The 20,076-nt window shown below is 47.0% G+C and carries 17 protein-coding genes; 10 read left to right on the top strand and 7 right to left on the bottom strand.

The window, feature by feature from the left end:
* Nucleotides 1–24: 24 nt before the first annotated feature.
* Nucleotides 25–621 (bottom strand): glycerol-3-phosphate 1-O-acyltransferase PlsY, encoded by a 597-nt coding sequence (gene plsY / locus L1D60_RS14285; protein WP_032553074.1) that lies wholly within the window; start codon nt 619–621, stop codon nt 25–27.
* Between the two features lie 122 nt (nt 622–743).
* Between plsY and folB the strand changes: the two genes are divergently transcribed.
* Genes folB through L1D60_RS14270 form a run of 3 tightly spaced genes read left to right on the top strand, consistent with a single transcriptional unit; the run spans nt 744 to nt 2,402 of the window.
* A complete protein-coding gene (gene folB / locus L1D60_RS14280) occupies nt 744–1,103 on the top strand; it encodes a dihydroneopterin aldolase (protein WP_239841627.1) in 360 nt (119 codons plus the stop codon).
* Nucleotides 1,100–1,582 (top strand): 2-amino-4-hydroxy-6-hydroxymethyldihydropteridine diphosphokinase, encoded by a 483-nt coding sequence (gene folK / locus L1D60_RS14275; protein ID WP_239841626.1) that lies wholly within the window; start codon nt 1,100–1,102, stop codon nt 1,580–1,582. Before folB ends, folK begins: the two co-directional genes overlap by 4 nt.
* 16 nt (nt 1,583–1,598) lie before the next feature.
* Entirely contained in the window at nt 1,599–2,402 is an 804-nt protein-coding gene (locus L1D60_RS14270) for an undecaprenyl-diphosphate phosphatase (RefSeq protein ID WP_239841625.1), read from the top strand.
* A 100-nt stretch (nt 2,403–2,502) separates the two neighbouring features.
* Here L1D60_RS14270 and L1D60_RS14265 read toward each other — a convergent pair whose 3' ends face one another.
* A complete protein-coding gene (locus tag L1D60_RS14265) occupies nt 2,503–3,810 on the bottom strand; it encodes a multifunctional CCA addition/repair protein (RefSeq protein WP_239841624.1) in 1,308 nt (435 codons plus the stop codon).
* Nucleotides 3,811–3,846: 36 nt separating this feature from the next.
* Here L1D60_RS14265 and L1D60_RS14260 point away from each other — a divergent pair, with 36 nt between their 5' ends.
* Complete coding sequence (locus L1D60_RS14260) at nt 3,847–5,499, top strand: ExeA family protein (RefSeq protein WP_239841623.1); 1,653 nt, start codon at nt 3,847–3,849, stop codon at nt 5,497–5,499.
* Nucleotides 5,499–6,422: a general secretion pathway protein GspB gene (locus L1D60_RS14255; RefSeq protein ID WP_239841622.1), complete on the top strand. Its 924-nt coding sequence runs from the start codon at nt 5,499–5,501 to the stop codon at nt 6,420–6,422. Before L1D60_RS14260 ends, L1D60_RS14255 begins: the two co-directional genes overlap by 1 nt.
* Nucleotides 6,423–6,492: 70 nt before the next feature.
* Here L1D60_RS14255 and L1D60_RS14250 read toward each other — a convergent pair whose 3' ends face one another.
* The 3 genes from L1D60_RS14250 to L1D60_RS14240 all read right to left on the bottom strand — a co-directional run bounded on the left by L1D60_RS14250 (nt 6,493) and on the right by L1D60_RS14240 (nt 9,381).
* Nucleotides 6,493–7,104 carry a TIGR04211 family SH3 domain-containing protein gene (locus L1D60_RS14250; protein ID WP_239841621.1) on the bottom strand — a complete coding sequence of 204 codons (612 nt, stop codon included), beginning with the start codon at nt 7,102–7,104 and terminating at the stop codon, nt 6,493–6,495.
* Nucleotides 7,105–7,308: 204 nt separating this feature from the next.
* A complete protein-coding gene (locus L1D60_RS14245; RefSeq protein ID WP_032553082.1) occupies nt 7,309–8,571 on the bottom strand; it encodes an inorganic phosphate transporter in 1,263 nt (420 codons plus the stop codon).
* A 129-nt stretch (nt 8,572–8,700) separates the two neighbouring features.
* Nucleotides 8,701–9,381 (bottom strand): TIGR00153 family protein, encoded by a 681-nt coding sequence (locus tag L1D60_RS14240; protein WP_008222549.1) that lies wholly within the window; start codon nt 9,379–9,381, stop codon nt 8,701–8,703.
* A 208-nt stretch (nt 9,382–9,589) separates the two neighbouring features.
* Here L1D60_RS14240 and L1D60_RS14235 point away from each other — a divergent pair, with 208 nt between their 5' ends.
* Nucleotides 9,590–11,107, top strand: coding sequence for an inorganic triphosphatase (locus tag L1D60_RS14235; protein ID WP_239841620.1), 1,518 nt, complete (start codon nt 9,590–9,592; stop codon nt 11,105–11,107).
* A gap of 38 nt (nt 11,108–11,145) precedes the next feature.
* On the opposite strand, the gene L1D60_RS14230 is transcribed toward L1D60_RS14235, so the two are convergent.
* On the bottom strand, nt 11,146–11,895 hold the full coding sequence (locus L1D60_RS14230) for a potassium channel family protein (RefSeq protein ID WP_239841619.1): 750 nt from the start codon (nt 11,893–11,895) through the stop codon (nt 11,146–11,148).
* Between the two features lie 98 nt (nt 11,896–11,993).
* Here L1D60_RS14230 and L1D60_RS14225 point away from each other — a divergent pair, with 98 nt between their 5' ends.
* The 3 genes from L1D60_RS14225 (at nt 11,994) to hldE (ending at nt 17,797) form a co-directional block, all read left to right on the top strand.
* Entirely contained in the window at nt 11,994–13,250 is a 1,257-nt protein-coding gene (locus tag L1D60_RS14225) for a methyl-accepting chemotaxis protein (RefSeq protein ID WP_239841618.1), read from the top strand.
* 129 nt (nt 13,251–13,379) lie between these two features.
* Nucleotides 13,380–16,232: a bifunctional [glutamate--ammonia ligase]-adenylyl-L-tyrosine phosphorylase/[glutamate--ammonia-ligase] adenylyltransferase gene (gene glnE, locus L1D60_RS14220; RefSeq protein WP_239841759.1), complete on the top strand. Its 2,853-nt coding sequence runs from the start codon at nt 13,380–13,382 to the stop codon at nt 16,230–16,232.
* A 134-nt stretch (nt 16,233–16,366) separates the two neighbouring features.
* Nucleotides 16,367–17,797 carry a bifunctional D-glycero-beta-D-manno-heptose-7-phosphate kinase/D-glycero-beta-D-manno-heptose 1-phosphate adenylyltransferase HldE gene (hldE, locus tag L1D60_RS14215; RefSeq protein WP_239841617.1) on the top strand — a complete coding sequence of 477 codons (1,431 nt, stop codon included), beginning with the start codon at nt 16,367–16,369 and terminating at the stop codon, nt 17,795–17,797.
* A gap of 112 nt (nt 17,798–17,909) precedes the next feature.
* Here hldE and tolC read toward each other — a convergent pair whose 3' ends face one another.
* On the bottom strand, nt 17,910–19,217 hold the full coding sequence (tolC, locus tag L1D60_RS14210) for an outer membrane channel protein TolC (RefSeq protein WP_239841616.1): 1,308 nt from the start codon (nt 19,215–19,217) through the stop codon (nt 17,910–17,912).
* Between the two features lie 226 nt (nt 19,218–19,443).
* On the opposite strand from tolC, the gene nudF reads away from it, so the two are divergent.
* Nucleotides 19,444–20,073, top strand: a complete 630-nt coding sequence (gene nudF / locus L1D60_RS14205; protein ID WP_239841615.1) for an ADP-ribose diphosphatase — start codon at nt 19,444–19,446, stop codon at nt 20,071–20,073.
* Nucleotides 20,074–20,076: the final 3 nt, after the last annotated feature.

Raw genomic sequence — 20,076 nt, 5'->3', positions numbered from 1 at the left:
GAAAATCGGCGTAATCTAAATAGGTTACGCCGATTTTTTTTGACCTAATTTGGGCTCGCTGCCATCAAGTAAGCGGCGGATGTTTTGATGGTGACGAAGCACAATCAAGCAGCACAACATGGCTACGGGCAGTGTGTATTGCGGCTTTACCATCCATGCATAAAATGGAGTGACTAACACGGTCACAATCGCTGCCAAGGAGGAGTAACGGAAGAGAAAGGCGACCAGTAACCAGGTGCCCATGATCATACCGGTAAGATCAAGACCAATTGGAGCGATTGCACCCAAGGCGGTCGCTACGCCTTTACCACCCTTAAAGTGGAAGAAGATTGGGTACATATGGCCTAAACAAGCGGCAATCGCGACAACACCCAGAATGATAGGGTCGATATCGAGAAAATAGCCAAGCCAGACTGGAATGGTGCCTTTCAGCATGTCGCACAGTAGCACTGAAGCAGCAGCGGCTTTGCCACCGATACGCAAGACATTGGTGGCGCCAGGGTTGTTTGAGCCGACGGTTCTAGGATCGGGCAGACGCGCGACTCGGCATATCAAGACCGCACTTGAGATTGAACCCAGTAGATAGGCTGCAATGATCATAATGAGTGCCAATGGAGTCATGTCTGTCCTTAATGGTGCGAAAATAATGCTCAATCCAAGAGTAATTGATATCATATCCTGAATTAGGCAAATAATACGTTTTTTTCCCATTTTTGGGTATCCGACCTCTAAAAGGACAACTAATGGCACTGGATAAAGTTTTCATCGAACAGTTAGAAGTAATCACAACGATTGGTGTGTATGACTGGGAACAAGAAATTAAGCAAAAGCTGGTGCTTGATATAGAAATGGCTCACGACAACCGTCCTGCTGGTAAAAGTGATGATGTGGTCGACGCCTTAGATTACTCGAAGGTGAGCACTGCAGTGCTTGATCACATTGAAAATGGTCGCTTCCTATTAGTAGAGCGTGTTGCTGAAGAGATTGCTGAGCTGATCATGACTCAATTCTCTGTGCCGTGGATCAAGATCCGTCTGGCGAAGCCGGGAGCGGTGCCTCAAGCGAAAGCGGTGGGTGTGGTCATCGAACGAGGCCAAGCATGACCATCGCCTATGTCGGGGTCGGTACCAATATCGACCGTGACAAACACGCCAAGGCCGCTTGGTTAGAGCTGCAATCTTTAGGGAGCAATTTGCGTTGCTCCTCGATTTATCATTGTGAACCGGTGGGTTTTGATAGCCATCCGTTCTATAACTTCGTGATTGAGCTGGATACTCTGTTGTCTTTGACGGAATTTTCACAACAGTTGCGTAAAATTGAGTTTAAATACGGGCGCGCGAAGGATGCCCATAAGTTGCAAGACCGTAATTTAGACCTCGATATCGTGTTGTTTGGTGAGGTTGTTTCTTCTCAAAAACCTCAACTCCCTCGCAGCGATATCTTTAAATATCCTTTTGTCACACAACCACTATATGATCTCTGTCCTACTCGGGTAATCCCTCAGGATGGACGAACCGTCAGCGAAATATGGCAGAAAATGGAGCAGTTAGACTCCCTCTCTGTTGTAGATATAGAACTATAAATTTATAAGGTTAGAAATGAGTTATTTTGAAGCGTTTATTTTGGCGTTAGTGCAAGGCTTTACCGAATTTTTGCCGATCTCAAGCTCTGCACACTTGATCCTTCCTTCAGCGGTACTTGGCTGGGAAGACCAAGGTTTGGCATTTGATGTGGCGGTACACGTAGGTACATTGGCTGCGGTTGTTATCTATTTCCGTAAAGAGGTGATCTCGCTATTGAGTGCGTTCTTCGGCTCAGTATTTAAAGGCGACCGAAGCAAAGAAGCGAAACTGGCTTGGATGATCATCTTAGCGACCATTCCTGCTTGTGTGTTCGGTTTGTTGATGAAAGACATCATTGAATTGTATCTGCGTAGTGCTTGGGTTATCGCGACCACGACAATCGTATTTGGCTTGTTATTGTGGTGGGTAGATAAGAACTCAGCCCTACGTGATGATGAGTATCAAGCGGGTTGGAAGAAGGCGTTGTTCATTGGTATTGCACAAGCGATGGCGATGATTCCAGGTACGTCTCGTTCCGGTGCAACCATTACCGCAGCGCTTTACCTTGGTTTTACCCGTGAGGCTGCCGCGCGTTTCTCTTTCTTAATGTCGATTCCAATTATTACCCTAGCGGGTGGTTACTTAGGCCTTAAGCTTGTGACGAGCGGTGACCCAATCCACGTTGGCACATTGTTGACGGGTATCGTGGTCTCTTTCATCAGTGCTTATATCTGTATTCACTTCTTCTTGAAGCTGATCTCTCGTATGGGTATGACGCCATTTGTTATCTATCGTCTGATTCTAGGTTGTGGTCTGTTTGCTTTCTTGATGATGCAATAAGTCTGAAGATTCACGACTATCAGTTATGACAAAGCCCGCTGACTTCAGCGGGCTTTGTTGTTTTCGGGTACGCTCGTATCAGAGGTGTCAGCGAGTGACTTTAGCAAGAGCCTAAAGCGCTCTCAATAGCTTGAACACGGCGCTTCTCTTGTTCATCTCGGATATCTTTGCCTTTAAAACCGTCTGCTATCACTCCTTTCACATCCACCCCAAGTGCTGCTTGGTACGCGGCTTCAAAGCGCGGCTTTTGTGGATAAGGCTCAGACTCCAATCCTTTTCTTCCTGCGTGGTCTGCTTGGCAACACAGTAAGATGTCGTTGAGTCTTTCTGGTTTACGCCATACATCAAACTTGTTGAGGATTTTAAGGAATGTTGCAGGCTTGAGCTCACCAGCGCGATGGATGTTGGAGTGCTGCTCACAGACAAGTAGCGCCAAGTCGCGAAACTCATTTGGAACACGCACTCGTTCACACAGGGCTTTGATTAGCTTAAGGCCAGTATGGCAGTGCATCTTATGGCTCGGCCATTCGCTTTCTGGCGTAATACCTTTGCCAAGATCATGCACCTGCGCCGCAAAGCGTACCGGCAGTGATGTACTTAATAACGCTGCTTGCTGAGCCACCATTAATGTATGGATGCCGGTGTCGATCTCTGGGTGCCACTTTTCTGGCTGCGGGACACCAAACAATGCATCTAGTTCAGGCAGCACCACAGCTAGTGCGCCGCACTCTTTCAGAGTGGATAGGAAAACCTCAGGATGAGGAGTGCTGAGCGACTTGTGCCACTCTTGCCATACGCGTTCAGCGGTCAGATGTTCCAGTTCACCTGACTCAACGATGCGTTGCATCATCTTCATTGTCTCAGGCGCAACAGTAAAGCCTAAGTGATGGAGTTTAGCGGCAAAACGAGCCACGCGTAGCACACGCAATGGATCTTCAACAAAGGCGTCAGAGACGTGTCTTAATATACGATTCTCTAGATCTTGTTGGCCATGATAGGGGTCGTATAGCCTGCCTTGTTCATCTTGCGCGATAGCATTGATGGTCAAGTCACGGCGCATCAAATCTTCTTCAAGGGTAACGTCGGGCGCAAAATAACACTCAAAGCCAGTATAGCCAGAGCCAGATTTCTTCTCGGTTCGTGCGAGGGCATGTTCTTCTTTGGTCTTTGGATGAAGAAACACTGGAAACTCTTTACCGACGGCAGTAAATCCAAGCGCTTCCATCTGCTGTGGTGTACTGCCGACGACAACCCAATCTTTGTCGTAGCTCGCAATTTCTAGTAATTGGTCGCGAACTGCACCACCCACTAAATATCTGTTTAGGCTTTGATCTATTGGTAAGCCATCGTAGTTTTGCAACTTATCACCTCGAAATCTTTTATCACTGCTGGACTTTATGGCGAGCAATGGTAATTTCCATTTATCGTAATTATAGGGCAGCCCATGTATAAGGAATATTTTGGCTTCGTAGAGATGCCATTCTCGATTGTACCAAATTCTCGCTACTTATTTTTAAGTCAGCGTCATCAGGAGGCGATGCAGAACCTGCAAGCTGGATTGGGTGACGGTGGTGGCTTTGCCATGCTGACAGGTGAAGTGGGAACCGGTAAAACGACAGTTGCCAAAGCGATGCTGGCATCTCTTGATGACCAGACTCAAGCTGGCCTTATACTGAATCCGACCTTTTCTAACATTGAGTTGCTTGAAGCGGTGTGTGATGAGTTCGAGATCGATTACCCAGAACAAGCGTCACTCAAGCAGCTGAGTCAGGCCATTCATAGTTTCTTATTAGATAGCCATGAGCAGGGTGTTCAAACTCTATTAGTGATTGATGAAGCGCAGCACCTTGCGGCTGATGTGCTAGAGCAGTTGCGACTTTTGACTAACTTAGAGACAGACAGTCGCAAACTCCTGAAAGTGCTGCTGGTGGGGCAACCCGAGCTACAGCAGCATCTACAAACCAATCAATTGCGACAACTCGCCCAGCGCATCACAGGTCGTTATCACTTATTGCCTCTCAATGCCCAAGAGGCGGGTAAGTACATTGCTTTTAGATTGGAAACGGCAGGTGCTCAACAGATGCTGTTCTCTAATCGCGCGGTCAAATCCATCGCTCAATACACTCATGGCATACCGAGGCTAATTAACCTTGTGTGTGATAAAGCACTGCAGCTGAGTTTCCATCAAGGTGAGAAAACGCCATCTCAAGCGACTGTTGAGCAAGCGTGCCAGCAGATCATGTCTTTTCAAGCTGAGGTTTATCAAGCTCCAGCGAAACAGCAGTCAGCAGTTTGGCCGAAGCTTGTTCAATACAGCGCTCTGAGTGCGTTGGGTTTGGGGCTCGCGTGGGGGACGTTGACTTATCTGCCACAGAACATCGACAAATGGCTGGTTACTGAACAGACGAATGTAGCTCTGGAACCTCAGGTTAAAACGGCGATTCAGATGCCAGTAGAGATGCAAGCTGAACCAGAAGCACCTCTTCTGCCGGATGACATCGCTCTACAGCTTACGCAAGGCACAAGCCGAGCTTCGGCTATTCAGGACCTGTATCAGTTATGGGGTTACCAATCTTCACTCCGAGATGGGTTGTGTTTGAGTGAACCACAGAGTGTGTTTGTGTGTGTTGAAGGGCAAGCGACCTTGCGTGAGTTGATTCAGCTCAATTCACCTGTAGTGTTAAACCTGAGCTTTGAAGAAGAGTCCTACCATGCTGTGTTGTATGGCCTTTCCGATAAATCGGTTGAGCTGTTGGTCAATCAGTCGCTGGTTCAAATTCCGGTCTCAGCATTAGAGGCTCTGTGGCAGGGGGATTATGTCGCAATATGGAAACAACCGCTCAGAGAAACACTCAGAGAGGGAGACTCCGGAGAAGCGGTCGCACTGCTTGATCTGTTGCTGTCTGAAGTATTGGGAGAGAATGTCACCGGGCAAGAACAGTTTGATAACGAGTTGAAGCGTAAGGTAGAGGCGTTTCAGGTTTGGCAAGGGATGTCTGTTGATGGTATTGCGGGCAAACGAACGCTTGCACGCCTGCAGCGAATCGCTCAGTTAGATTCACCTACCCTGATGAGCATTAATGAGGAGAGAGGCTAATGTCTCGAACAATGAGCCGCTTACAGCAATCAGAAATGCCTGGGTTTCAGCAGCATCTTCTGTCGACTCAAACGCCTAAGTTGCGTTCGCATCGCGGTGCATCAATCGCGTTGAGCCTATTGATCTTATTGGTGCCATCACTGCTTGTTGCTGGGGGGCTGCTTTATCAAGAGCGAGTTTCCAAGCAACAAGAGAGCGCAGTAGAACTGAGCGAATCGGCAGTTACAGCGGAGGCTATTGTGTCAGAGACTGTCGCTGTTCAAAAAGACGATGAGGAGATAACGGATAATATTGAACCTGAATCTGCGCTGTTTAGTATTCGCCCCGCACCTCAGATGACAGAACTGAAAACTTTGCCTCGCCAGATGAGCTTTGCATCGGTTAACGCTGAAACGGCTGAGGTTGATGAGCAGCAGACTCAGCTCTCAGAACAACCAAACGACTCAGCATTGAGCCAAGGTGATTCCGAAAGCGAACCGCTGCAAGTGACGGCTGGCTCTAACAACCCACAACCGAACCAGAAAAATAGCACAGCCAACAATGGAGAGATGGAAGGCGATCTGTTGCAGGGGTTAGACCTGACGGAGTTATCTCCCGAGTTGGCCCTTAAGATTGAGTCGATTCTAGACGATGGTGGGGCTCCATCTAAAGTGGACATTGATCAATATCGCCCTCAGCCGACAGTACAGTTGGAGTCTCATACTCACAGCTTGAGTGGTCGATTACCAAGTCTGAACCTACAAACGCATATGTACTCCAGCAGTGCAGAAAGGCGTTGGGTCAAAATCAATGACAAAGAGGTGGCACAGGGGGATTGGATAACTCCTGAAGTGCAGCTGATTGAAGTGAAGCCGCAATCTATTGTGGTGGAGTTTGAAGAGCAGGCTATCGAAATTCCCGCACTTTATGAGTGGCAAGGCTAATCGCTAGATGATTGAAATTTAGAAAAACAAAAAGGAGCACATGAGTGCTCCTTTTTTTGATTCGTTGCGATTACGCCCAACCGTTTGGTGATTTTCTCTTACGCGGGATTAGGTGCGGAAGAATCAGACCAAACAACAGACCTAGGCCAGCGACACCGCCGCCGTACATGAAGTACTTCAATAGTAGGTCATCTTTCTGCGTGTCTAGCTTAGCGCGTAGCTCACGGTTTTCAGTTTGAACGCTTGTCAGCTGTTGGCTGATTTCGCTGTAGTTCTGCTCTAGCTCAGAAATTTGAGTGTTGCGAGAATCAAGAGAGCTGATTAGGCCCGCTTTTTCGCTATCAGCGCTTTGACGTGCGTTAGCCAGTTTCGCTTTCACTTCTGCTAGCTCTTTTTCTAGCTTAGGCATGCGCAGTGCCATGCTTTCTTGAGAAGTAACGAATTTGCTCTCAACCCAGCCTTTGCGGCCACGATTGTCTTGAATTTGGGTGTAACCAGTTTGCTTATTTGCTTGTAGGAATGTGATTTTTTGACCGGCATCGACACTACCAATAATACGGTAGGTGTTGTTTGGGCCAGAGTGCATATAAGTAAATAGTTTATCAGCAATATAACGGTCTTGTGCAAACGCAGCTGGGGCTGCAAGCATTGCGAACAAAACGAAGCTAATCAGTTTTTTCACAGTAAATCCCTTAACGATTTCAATTGGGGTGGGCAATAAGTCAGCCTCAGTTAGCAGATAGTATTTAGTTTCTCGGTAGGGTGCAACAAAGAAGGGAGGCTGAGCCTCCCTTTCTGTGTATTTGAGTCAATAATGACATGAGATTTACATATCGTTACTGAAACTCACAATTTTCTGACGTGCATTCAGCCCCCTGAAAAGGGATTAGCCGATGAACATACCTTGAATTGCGTAGAAGAATACAACCGCAAGCAGTGCACCTGCTGGCAGTGTTACAATCCAAGAAGCAACGATGTTACGTACTACGCCAAGGTTTAGAGCTGCGATACCGCGAGCGAAACCAACACCCAATACAGCACCAACAAGTGTTTGTGTTGTTGAGATTGGTAGACCAGTACCAGAAGCAAGAACTACGGTACACGCTGTTGCAAGCTGTGCTGCAAAACCACGGCTTGGTGTTAGTTCTGTAATACCAGTACCAACCGTTGCCATAACTTTATGACCCAGTGTTGCAAGACCAACCACGATACCGAAACCACCTAGAGGTAGAATCCACCATGCGATGGTGCTCTTACCTGTGATTTCACCCATGTGTTCAACTGTTGATACAACAGCAGACAGTGGACCAATCGCGTTAGCTACGTCGTTTGAACCGTGAGCAAATGCCATCGCACACGCTGTGATAACCATAAGAACAGAGAAGATACCTTCTACGCCAGCAAAGCTGTGGTCTTCTTCGCGGTTAGCGAATTTCTTCTGGATGTATAGGTAGCCACCAACCATAACAATCGCAGAAACACCAGCAGCCCAAACCCAAGCTTCAGTGTTGCTTAGGTGAAGACCAACGTGCTTTAGACCTTTCTTGATTGTTACTAGCGCGATCACCATTGTTGTGATGAACATGTACACAGGAACAAAACGCTTAGCGTTGAACAGTGGGTTCTCAGTATCAAAGATCAGGCGCTGAGCACTTACGAAGATAACGTAAGCAAAGAAACCTGAGATAACAGGAGTAATGATCCAGCTACCAACAATACCTTGAACACTGCCCCAGTCTACCGCTTCAGTACCAACAGACACACATGCGAAACCGATGATAGCACCGATGATTGAGTGTGTTGTTGAAACCGGCCAACCCATGTAAGAAGCAAGTAGAAGCCATGTACCAGCCGCAAGAAGTGCTGACATCATGCCGAATACAAGTACGTCTGGTTGGTGTGCGAATAGAGATGTCTCGATAACACCTTTACGGATAGTATCGGTAACTTCACCGCCAGCAAGATAAGCACCAGCAAATTCAAAGATCATTGCGATAATGATCGCTTGTTTAACGGTTAGAGCTTTTGAGCCTACTGAGGTGCCCATTGCGTTCGCAACGTCATTCGCACCAATACCAATAGCCATCAAGAAACCGAAAGCTGCTGCAATAAGAATCAGGACAGTGCCGTAGTTAGCAAGGATATCCATCGTAATACCTAGTTGTTTGATAACAAGCGGAGCAAATTTAGACGCAAAAAACCGCTCAGCGAGAGAAATACTCAACGCATAAGTGGTTTTGGTTAAAAAGTGCTCTTCGTTATATAGTTAACGTTTGATTTAAGATCGAGAAAGCATTACTTCAAGACGAGCGCCAACACGCTGCGCTTGGTCTGCAATACCACCGACCCATTCAAGAATCTTGTATAAGAACATGATGTCGACAGGGTTTAGATCGCCTTCAATTGCCATTAGTTGTTGGCGTAGTTCGATCTGCATCGCGTCAGTATCATCTTCGATTACATCTAACTGATGAATCATCTCAGCAACAAGTGTTACTTCACGGCCTTTAAAGCCAGTCTCAAGCAATTCATCAAGTTCATTGATTACGTTTTGTGCTTGGTTCGCTGCATCTAGACAACGTTTAACGTAAGCGATGAAATTCTCTTGTAGAGGAGCAGGAATGACAAGCTGACGACCGTAAACGCGGCCAGCGATGTCTTTCGCTAGGTTTGCAAGTTTGTCTTGCTGAGTTAATAGCTCCAACATATCGGTGCGATCAACAGGCATAAACAAACCGCGAGGAAGTTTCAGGCGGATTTCACGTTTTAGTACGTCTGCTTCTTTTTCAAGATGAGAAATCTGCGCACGAATTTCAGCAGCCTTCTCCCAGTCGCCCTTTGAAGATACTTCAAAGAAGTTAACTAGGTGAGAACAACATTCGTTCACACACACAACGTGACGTTGCAAAGGTTTAATTGGGGACTTTGCAAATAACCCCATAATTGTATTTACTGGCATGGTTGTCCAACCTAATAAATAATAACCTTAAAAAAAACATACACCATGTTCGTGGTGAAATGTTAAACGATGGCTATAAAGTCGCGCATGTTAACCTAATCAATCTCTCATTAAAACTGTTTTAGATCATCATATGGGCGATATTTCTGACTTGCCGACTTCTAAAATTGGCAATATCCTGTCCCTATCTTCCCAGAAAGGTATAACTATGGAAACCGAGATAGAACTGAAGTTTTTTGTTTCTCCTGAATTTTCAGAGACTTTACGCAATAAAATTGCTGAAACGAAGGTACTTCAGCACAGTTGTCGCGAGCTAGGTAACATCTATTTTGATACACCGGACAACTGGCTACGTGAGCACGATACGGGCTTGCGCATTCGACGCTTTGATGACGTATTTGTACAGACCGTAAAGACAGCGGGTCGTGTGGTTGCAGGGTTGCACCAAAGACCTGAGTACAATGCGGAGCATGATAGCAATCAACCGAATCTATCTCTTCACCCTGGCGATATTTGGCCAGCCGGTAAGGATATCGAGACACTGCAATCTGAATTGGTCCCTCTATTTTCGACTAACTTCACTCGCGAACAATGGCTGGTGGGGATGCCTGATGGCAGTCAGATTGAAGTGGCGTTTGACCAAGGCTTCGTGGAGTCTGGTGATATGCAAGAGCCTATCTGTGAGGTTGAGTTAGAGCTTAAATCTGGGCAGGCCGATGCACTATTTACTTTGTCGCGTCAGTTCTGTGAGCAGGGCGGTATGCGTTTGGGCAATCTGAGCAAGGCAGCAAAAGGCTATCGCCTAGCACAGGGTTACCAAGGTGATGAAGTTAAGCCTCTAGCGCTAGTTGATACCGATAAAAACGATACGGTTGAATCTTGCTTTATTCAGTCACTAGAGCATGCATTATCGCATTGGCATTATCATGAGCAGATCTTCACTGAGCGTCAGTCGATTGAAGCGCTGCATGAAATCAGTCACTCTCTGAGCTTTATTCGTCAAACCTTCACTATTTACGGCGGCATTGTCCCGCGTCGCGCAAGTGCGATTCTTCGCCAAGAGCTTAAGTGGTTAGAGCAAGAGTTAGAGTGGCTAAAGAGTTACGATCATTTTGAAGACTTGCTTGAAGACAAAGGACATGTTCTACGCAAGCTGGATGCGCGTAAGTTCTTGGTTGCTGAGCTTAAAGAGATGCAAGAACAACTGCCGGATCGTGAAGAACTATTAACGTTGTTAAGTTCGGCTCGTTATACCGGTTTGCTTTTGGATTTGAGCCGCTGGATTTTATCGCGCGGTTGGCAGCCGTTTCTTGATGAGAAAGCGCGTGAGCAAATGGCACGTGGCATTGAGTGGTTCTCAGTAAAACAGCTGGATCGCACTTGGGCTGAGCTGATGGAAGCCTTCCCGCCAGAGCGTGTAATGACAAGCCAAGCTTATATTGATCAGCAATATCGCTTAATGCGTAACCTCTATTCAGGCGTGGGCTTTGCAAGTCTATATGATGCTGATGAGCGCAACAGTTTCCGTTTACCTTGGGCGGATATGATCCAAGGTATTGATGACTTGCTGATGCTGAGAACGCTTGCCCCGCTAACAGATAAGTTAGAGGGCGATGAGAAAGATCAGTTGGAGCGTTGGCTGGCTCGCCAAGAGGTGTCTATCCTGCATGCGATGGAGCAGACGCGTCAGATAAGCGTTGAAGTTGAGCCATATTGGCAAGACTAATTAGGCAATATTGAGACTGAAAAATAGGGCATATCGCCCTATTTTTTTATCTGCTGTTCCAGCTTGTCTAATCGATTGAGTATCTGTTGCTGCTGCTCGAGGATAAGGTCGAGCTTCTTGTCTTTACTCTCGATTCTTTGATTCTGCGAATCGGTTGGCTCGGTGATTAATGAGGTTATTAAACCTGAGATCATACCGAATACACCAACACCACAAACGATCACCAGCGATGCAACCAACTTACCTGAAGCCGTCACGGGGTAGTGGTCACCATAACCCACAGTACTAATAGTCACAAACGCCCACCACAATGCGTCATGCCCAGTTGTGATGTTCGCTCCCGGCTCTTTATGTTCAAGCAAAAGAATGGTTCCAGCGCCAATCGTTAGTAACAGGACTAACAATAAAATGATGGAAGCGAGCGTGGTTTCTTTGCGATTGCGAAACAGCTCTCTAAATATCCGTTTGCTTGAGCGCAGAACCAAAATAACCCGTAGTATCTGAAAGATACGCGCAAAGCGTAACGGTTCTACCATCGGAATACTGGCTAGAAAATCGATCCAGTGAACTTTTAAGTATGACGTTTTGTTTTCCGAACGAAACAGATCAATTGTGAGCTGCAGAAGAAAAACACTACAGATTATAAAATCGAGGCCGATAAGAACTTGTTTAGATTCATTATCAATTGGCGCAAACAACAAGCCAGAGATCACAAATAACGCTAAGAAAGAGAGAATCAGTGATAATAAGCTCATTGGCTTGGGTGTGTCTTTGGTACTATTTAACATTCATACGAAGCTCGAAATAAATCGCAATCTTTAGCAAATCTTTGCTATTGCGCGGATATGGAAGCGTTCAATATATAAGACTTAATGGAGAACTGACAATGACCAAACTGTCATTCAAGCCGTGGGAAAGGGTAATCTCTGACGTTCGTCTCGTTCCAAAAATGATCATGCTGATGGTATTCAGTACCATTTTGATCATTGCTAAGCAGTTGTGGGATGCGAGCACATTCTATGATTCACTGCTTGCGGTAACGAACAGCGCACAAGTAGCACAAGAACACTACGAAACGTACCTAGTACAAGTGGCTTGGCAAACTGGCTTGATGATCGTGGCCTTTGTCGTTCTTCTTCTGACGGCTGCGCGTGTGATGCTGCGTCAGACGCAATACTTAAGCGACGCTATTAAAACCATGGCGGACAAAAACCTCTCTGTGCCAATCCATATGGACTGTAAAGATGAGTACGGTGATGTTGCGCGTGAGCTTGAGAAAACTCGCGTTCAACTGAATGACATGATCAAAACTCAAGTGGCTTCTTCGGATGAACTGTTTGCACTGACTGAAGTAATGACGATTAGTATGTCAGAGACGAAAGAGTCTGCGCAGGAAGAGTTCAACGAGATCGATCAGCTAGCGACAGCAATGAGCGAGATGACATCGACGGTTCAAACGGTCGCTGAGCATGCTCAGAATGCCTCTTCTCTAACAGAGCAAGCATCAGGCCAAGCATTAACCGGTCAAAAATTTGTACAAGGCTCTGTGTCTAAGATGAGCGAACTATCAACGGACATCGCAGCATCAGCAGCAGCGGTAAACCAAGTTGAAGAGCGTGTAGACTCAATTGGTAGCGTAGTGGGCACTATCCAAGGTATCTCAGAGCAGACCAACCTTCTTGCATTGAACGCGGCAATCGAGGCTGCGCGTGCAGGTGAGGCAGGTCGCGGCTTTGCGGTGGTCGCCGATGAAGTTCGTAATCTAGCGCAACGCACTCAACAAGCAACGGTTGAGATTCAAGACATGATCACCCATCTGCAAACCAGTGCCAACTCAGCGGTTGAGCTGATGGAGAAGAGTGTTGTAGAAGCGGCTGAAGGCGTTGATTTGGTCACCAACGCTGGCTCTGAACTTGATGGCATTGTGAGCCAAGTAAATCAGATTAATGACATGAACTTCCAAATTGCGACAGCAGCGGGTCAACAGAGCAGTGTTGCGGAAGAGATGAATGTCAACCTAACCAATGTTCGAGAGCTAGTCGAAGCGTCAGTAACCGTGGTTGGTGAGCTTCTGGAAACCTCACAAATCATGCAAACCAACGCCGAAGAGCTTGATGGTAAGATTAAGCAATTCAAGGTCTAAGCTGATTTTACCTGTTAGGTACTATTTCTAATCCGATAAAACGCCCACATTCCCCATGTGGGCGTTTTTTATTGGCCTAAGTTTGATATAAATAGAGACAGTATGCGCTTAGCCAAACAAGGAAGAAAAATGCAATTGCCTGCTTCACTTACTCAGCACTCTCAATCGGCTTTAGAAAACCTGCTTGAACATCAAGGGGACGCGATTTCGGCTTGGTCTCCCCAATATCAAGAACAACTGAAATATGTCCTAGGGCTGAGCAGTTTTGTCGGCGACTGTTTGCAACGTGATAGCGAATTAGCTCGCGTCTTACCTACAATGCTTGAGTGTGAAGAGCGCGCTGAAGGCTATCGAGATAGGCTAGCGGCCCTGTTATCTGAATGCCAAGACGAGATGAGCGGTCAACGCGTATTGCGTCAGTTTCGCAATCGAGAAATGTCCTACATCGCTTGGCGCGATTTTACTGCGTCTTGGCCGCTAGAGCAGAGCCTGGCTCACCTTTCAATGCTTGCTGAAGCGATGATTTTTGAAACCTATCAGTGGCAATACAACATCTGTTGCAAAGAGTGGGGCACGCCTTGTAATGCGCAAGGAGAAGCGCAGCCTATGTTGATCATTGGTATGGGTAAGCTAGGGGGCGGTGAGTTGAACTTCTCCTCGGATATCGATCTGATTTTTACCTACCCAGAAAACGGTGAGACACAAGGTGCTCGTCGCAGCATCGCCAATGCGCAGTTTTTCACGCGTCTTGGGCAACGCATCATCAAAGCGCTCGACCAGCAAACCTTTGATGGCTTCTGTTACCGCGTCGACATGCGATTGCGTCCATTTGGTGAAAGTGGTCCATTGGTCATGAGTTACGCAGCGCTTGAGGATTATTATCAAGAGCAAGGGCGAGACTGGGAGCGCTACGCGATGGTTAAAGCTCGTGTCATGGGACGGGAGATGTACCCTGAATATCAAGAGCTACGCCAAATGTTGCGCCCATTTGTTTTCCGCCGCTACATCGATTTCAGCGCGATTCAGTCACTACGTAGAATGAAGTCGATGATCAGCAGTGAAGTGCGTCGTCGCGGTCTATCAAACAACATTAAACTCGGCCCTGGCGGGATCCGTGAGGTGGAGTTTATTGCGCAAGTTTTCCAACTGATTCGCGGTGGTCGAGAGCCAAGCTTACGAGACCGTGGTCTATTGCACACCCTTGAAGCCATCGATAGCTTGAAACTTTTAGAGTCTGGCGAAGTTGCACACTTGAGAGACGCTTACCTGTTCTTGCGCCGTCTAGAAAACCTGTTGCAGGCGATGGCAGACAAACAAACCCAAACTCTGCCGGATAATGAGCAGGAACAGCTACAACTGGCAATCGCAATGCAGTTCGAAAGCTGGCAAGAACTGATAGATGAGACTCGCCAGCACATGGCTAATGTTCACGTGGTGTTTGAAGAGCTTATCGGTGTAGAAGAAGAGGAAGCGAACCCAATCGCGAGTCACTTTAGCGAGCTGTGGGATATGGCACATAAGCAAGATGTGATTGAGCATGTATTGGAGACCGACATAGATGCGGTTGACCCACAGAAAGCCGCCAATACCATTATTCAGTTCAAGGCTGATCTCGCGAAGAAAACGTTAGGCCCTAGAGGACGTGAGGTGCTTAATCGACTGATGCCTAAAGTGTTCCAAGCTCTGTACACCAATAAAGATGCGGAGTTTGGTTTATCACGTGTGCTGCACCTGCTACATAAAATCGTTACGCGAACCACTTACCTAGAGCTGCTTGATGAGCATCCAGCGGCACTGACTCAATTGGTACGCCTGTGTACCGCGAGTCCGATGATTTCAGAGCAGTTAGGGCGCTACCCAATCCTACTTGATGAATTGATTGACCCTCAGCAGCTTTATAATCCGGTGCCATTAGAGTCTTACAAAACGGAGCTTCGTGATTACCTTGCTCGCATTCCAGAAGATGACATGGAACAGCAGATGGAAGGCCTGCGTCAATTTAAGCAGACCTGTATCTTGAGAATCGCTGCCGCAGATATTGCTGGCGTGTTGCCTGTGATGAAGGTAAGTGATCACTTAACCTACTTAGCCGAAGCGATTGTTGAAGCTGGGGTTAACCAAGCTTGGCTGCAAGTGTCGGCGAAGTTTGGTGAGCCGACTCACCTTAAAGACCGTGAGGGACGCGGCTTTGCGGTTGTTGGTTACGGAAAAGTTGGTGGTTGGGAGCTTGGGTATAACTCAGACTTGGATATTGTCTTCATGCATGACTGCCCAGTGCATGTGTACACTGATGGCAAAAAAGAGATTGATGGTCGTCAATTCTATCTGCGACTGGCACAGCGTATTATTCATATTTTCTCGACTCGCACAGCCTCCGGCATTCTTTATGAAGTCGATACTCGCTTACGACCTTCAGGGGCTTCTGGGTTGTTAGTAAGCCCAACCGATGCCTTTGACGAGTACCAGCACAATGAAGCATGGACATGGGAGCACCAAGCCCTTACTCGTGCGCGTATGATTTACGGCGATGAGCCTTTAGCATTGGCGTTTAACAAGACCCGTCACGAGGTTTTGTGTCTTGAGCGTGACGGCGACAGCCTCAAACAAGAAGTAGTTAAAATGCGCGAAAAAATGCGCGACCATTTAGGTGGCAAGAAAAGCGATCGCTTCATGTTGAAACAAGACAATGGCGGTATTACCGACGTTGAGTTTCTGGCTCAGTACTTAGTACTAAGATACAGCCATGAGAAACCTAAGCTGACGCGTTGGTGTGACAATGTTCGTATCTTTGAGAGCCTAATGTCACAGGGCATTATGGATGAACCACAAGCAATGGCACTTACGCATGCTTACACCACGTTGCGTGATGAGATTCATCACCGTAATTTGCTCAACCTTGATGCTGACGTTGCGATAGATAAGTTTGAGCAAGAGAGAGCGCTTGTAACTCAGGCTTGGCAGCAGTGGATGCTGGCCGAGTAGCAGGAACCTTGTATCAGCGTGACTGTCTAGAATGTGAAGAGGTGACTCAAACCGCTTCATTGTTTTTTTCTATGGTTTAGCCACTACTATCAGTGTGCTAGACTCTATCCAGATTCGATTTTTGGAGATCCCTAATGAAACCTATTCTACCTGACTACAGCCAATCGGGCGTGTTGATTGTCGGTGATGTGATGCTAGACCGTTACTGGTATGGCCCTACCGGTCGTATTTCACCAGAAGCGCCAGTACCTGTAGTAAAAGTAGAGAATAACGAAGAGCGTCCAGGTGGTGCAGCTAACGTGGCAATGAACATTGCATCGCTAGGCGGCCATGCGCATATCGTTGGTTTAACGGGTAAAGATGAGCCTGCACAAGTACTTAAGAACACACTGAGTGCACTTAAAGTTAACTGTGATTTTGTTGAGCTAGAAGATTACCCAACCATCACTAAGCTACGTGTGATGAGCCGCGGCCAACAGCTGATTCGTCTAGACTTTGAAGACAAATTTGAGAACACTGACCCTGAGTTGGTTCTATCTCGCATGGAGCAAGCGCTACCTAATGTACGCTCTGTTATCCTGTCTGATTATGCGAAAGGTGCACTTGAGCACGTACAGAGCTTTATTCAGAAAGCACGTTCAGCGAATGTCCCGGTGTTTATTGACCCTAAAGGCGCGGATTTTGAACGCTACCGTGGCGCAACACTACTGACGCCAAATATGGCGGAATTCGAGCTCGTAGCGGGTAAAGTGAAATCAGAAGAGGAGCTAGTGGCAAAAGGCTTAGCTCTTATCGAAGAGTTCGACTTTGACGCGCTGCTTGTTACTCGTAGTGAACACGGTATGACTTTACTGCGTAAGGGCCAAGAACCTTTCCACCTACCAACTCAAGCAAAAGAAGTGTACGACGTGACGGGTGCCGGCGATACGGTAATCTCTGTGCTTGCGGCTTCTGTTGCTGCTGGCAAGCCACTTGATGAAGCGTGTGCATTGGCAAATGCAGCGGCAGGTGTTGTTGTTGGTAAACTGGGTACGTCGACGCTTTCTATGATTGAGCTAGCAGAAGCGGTACACGGTAGCCAAGATACAGATTACGGTGTGATTTCAGAGGCGGCTCTGATTGAAGCGGTGAAACGTGCACGTGCAAAAGGCGAGAAAGTGGTTATGACTAACGGCTGTTTCGATATCCTTCATGCAGGTCATGTTTCTTACATGAACCATGCAGCTGAGTTAGGTGACCGCCTGATTGTTGCGGTGAACACTGATGAGTCTGTTAAGCGCTTGAAAGGCCCAGGCCGTCCTGTGAACCCAACTGATCGTCGTATGGCGGTTCTTGCTGGCTTGGGTGCCGTAGACTGGGTTGTGCCTTTCTCTGAAGATACGCCACAGCGCCTAATCTCTGAGGTGCTACCGAGCATCTTGGTTAAGGGCGGCGATTACAAACCTGAAGAGATTGCTGGTGGCGCTGAAGTGATTGCTGCAGGTGGTGAAGTGAAAGTACTGAACTTTGAAGATGGCTGCTCAACCACTGAGATCATTGAAGCGATCAAAGGCGGTCGTGGATAAACGCCTCAATTGATTTGATATCCGATAAATAAAAATGCCGCTCAATGAGCGGCATTTTTCTATCTGCAGAGAGCGATAGTTCGCTCTCCTCATTAGACGGCTTGTTGAGTGATTAGCTCGCTGGTTTTAGACCTGCGTTTACGTCAACAATGTCTTGCTCGCTCAGTGTACCCACCGCTTGGCGCAGTTGCAGTACGCTTAGGATGTAGTTGTAACGAGCGTCAGATAGGTTTTTGTTCGCATCGTATAGACGGCGAGTTGAGTCAAGTACGTCAACGATAGTACGAGTACCAACATCAAAACCTGCTTCTGTCGCTTCTAGTGCTGATTGAGCTGAAACTACCGATTGCTCGTAAGCACGTAGCGCGCCAATCGATGCACTAATGTTGTTGTTGAACGCGCGAACGTCCTTAACAACACTACGGTAAGTCGCTTCAAGATCTTCACTAGCTGCAACATAGTTGTATTCAGCCTGCTTAGTTAGCGAGGTCGTGTTACCACCTGTGTATAGAGGCACAACTAGGTTTAGGCCAAGGTTTAGGTTGTCTTGGTCGTAGTCACTTGGGCTGTTTGATTGATCAGCCAGTGAGTAGCTACCGTCAAGCGTTAGGCTTGGAAGGTGACCAGAGTTTGCTAGCGAGATGTTATCTTTCGCGATGTCTTGAGAGATACGTGCAGCCAGTAGGCTGAGGTTCTTCTCTTGCGCTTGTTCAACGAGTGCCACTGCTGATTCAGAAGACTTGCTTGCAGAGAAACGGTCAGTGTCCAGGATGCTTAGATTAGAGTGCTCTTGACCAGTGATTTCACGCAGACCTTCGTAGTTGTTAGTCAGAGTGTTTTCAGCCAGAACTTCGTCAGCCAACACTAAATCGTACTGCGCTTGCGCGTCGTGTACGTCAGTGATTGCTGATAGGCCAACCTCGAAACGCTGTTTAGTTTGCTCTAGTTGGCGAGCAACCGCTGCTTTTTCTGCACGAACGAACTCAAGGTTATCTTGAGCACGAAGTACTTCGAAGTAAGCCGTTGCCACGCGCAGGATCAGCCCCTGTTGCTGCGCCGCGTATGCTGAATCAGCTTGACGTGCTGTTTTCTCAGCTGTGTCTAGCGTGATCCATGAAGAGCGTTGGTAAAGTTCTTGTGTGAAGCCAATACCTGCGCCCCAAACATTACTGTCATTATTTGCGCTGTTACGCTCGCCACGGTTGATGTCATAGTTCGCAGTTAGGTTGATTTGCGGTAGTAGGGTACTACGGCTAGAGGTAACTGCTTCAAAAGCGGCATCACGCTGTGCTGCTGAACTAAGAAGTGTTGGGTCATTTTGTTTTGCTTGGTCATAAACTTCGGCTAGCGTATCAGCGAAAGCTGATGAACTCAGGCTACCAATTGCTGCACTGATAAATAGTGGAAGCAGTTTTCTCATTTTCCTATTCCTGCCTTAATAGATTTTTTCTTAACAGAGTTTAACTCAGTTTGGTGGTAATTTACTCGAAACTTTGCACTTTTTTACATTTAACTGTCCACTTGTGCAATATTTATTTTCGGATACTTAAATTTAATTATAAATTTTGTATAAAAAGTTGAACCTAGACCTTGGTAGTTAACTCGTACAATGAGTAAACTATAAAGATCACTTAGTGAGGTGCTAAATGCAACAGTATGACAATCAACAACATGAGTTTACTCCACAAGATGTGGAAATTGTCTCAAAAGAAACGCTGTTTCGTGGTTTTTTCAAAATGGTTAAATACACCTTTCGACACAAGTTGTTTGAAGGCGGGTGGAGTAAGCCAATAGAACGCGAAATGTTCGAGCGTGGGCATGCTGCTGCATTGCTGCCATACGATCCTATTCGAGATGAAGTGGTGATCGTCGAGCAGATTCGAGTGGGCGCACTTGAGCATGAAAACCCTTGGCAATATGAAATTGTCGCTGGGATCATCGATACCGATGAATCAGCAGAACAAGTCGCGCGCAGAGAGGCAATGGAAGAAGCAGGAGTTGAAGTGACTCATGTACTGCCTATCACCTCATACTACCCTTCATCGGGTGGTTGCTCTGAGAAGCTGGATGTAATGGTTGGCTGCGTTGATGCAACCACGGCGCAAGGTGTCCACGGTCTTGAGTACGAAGGAGAGGACATTCGCGTTCAAGTAATGAGTCGTGAACAGGCTTATCAACTGGTACAGCAAGGTGTGTTCGAAAATGGTGCTACTATTATTGCTTTGCAATGGTTGCAACTGAACTACCAGGATCTACAGTCAAAGTGGAAAGAGTGACGC

Source organism: Vibrio sp. Isolate30 (assembly GCF_022397975.1).
Classification (GTDB): domain Bacteria; phylum Pseudomonadota; class Gammaproteobacteria; order Enterobacterales; family Vibrionaceae; genus Vibrio; species Vibrio fortis.
This window is presented reverse-complemented; position numbering and strand designations above follow the sequence as displayed.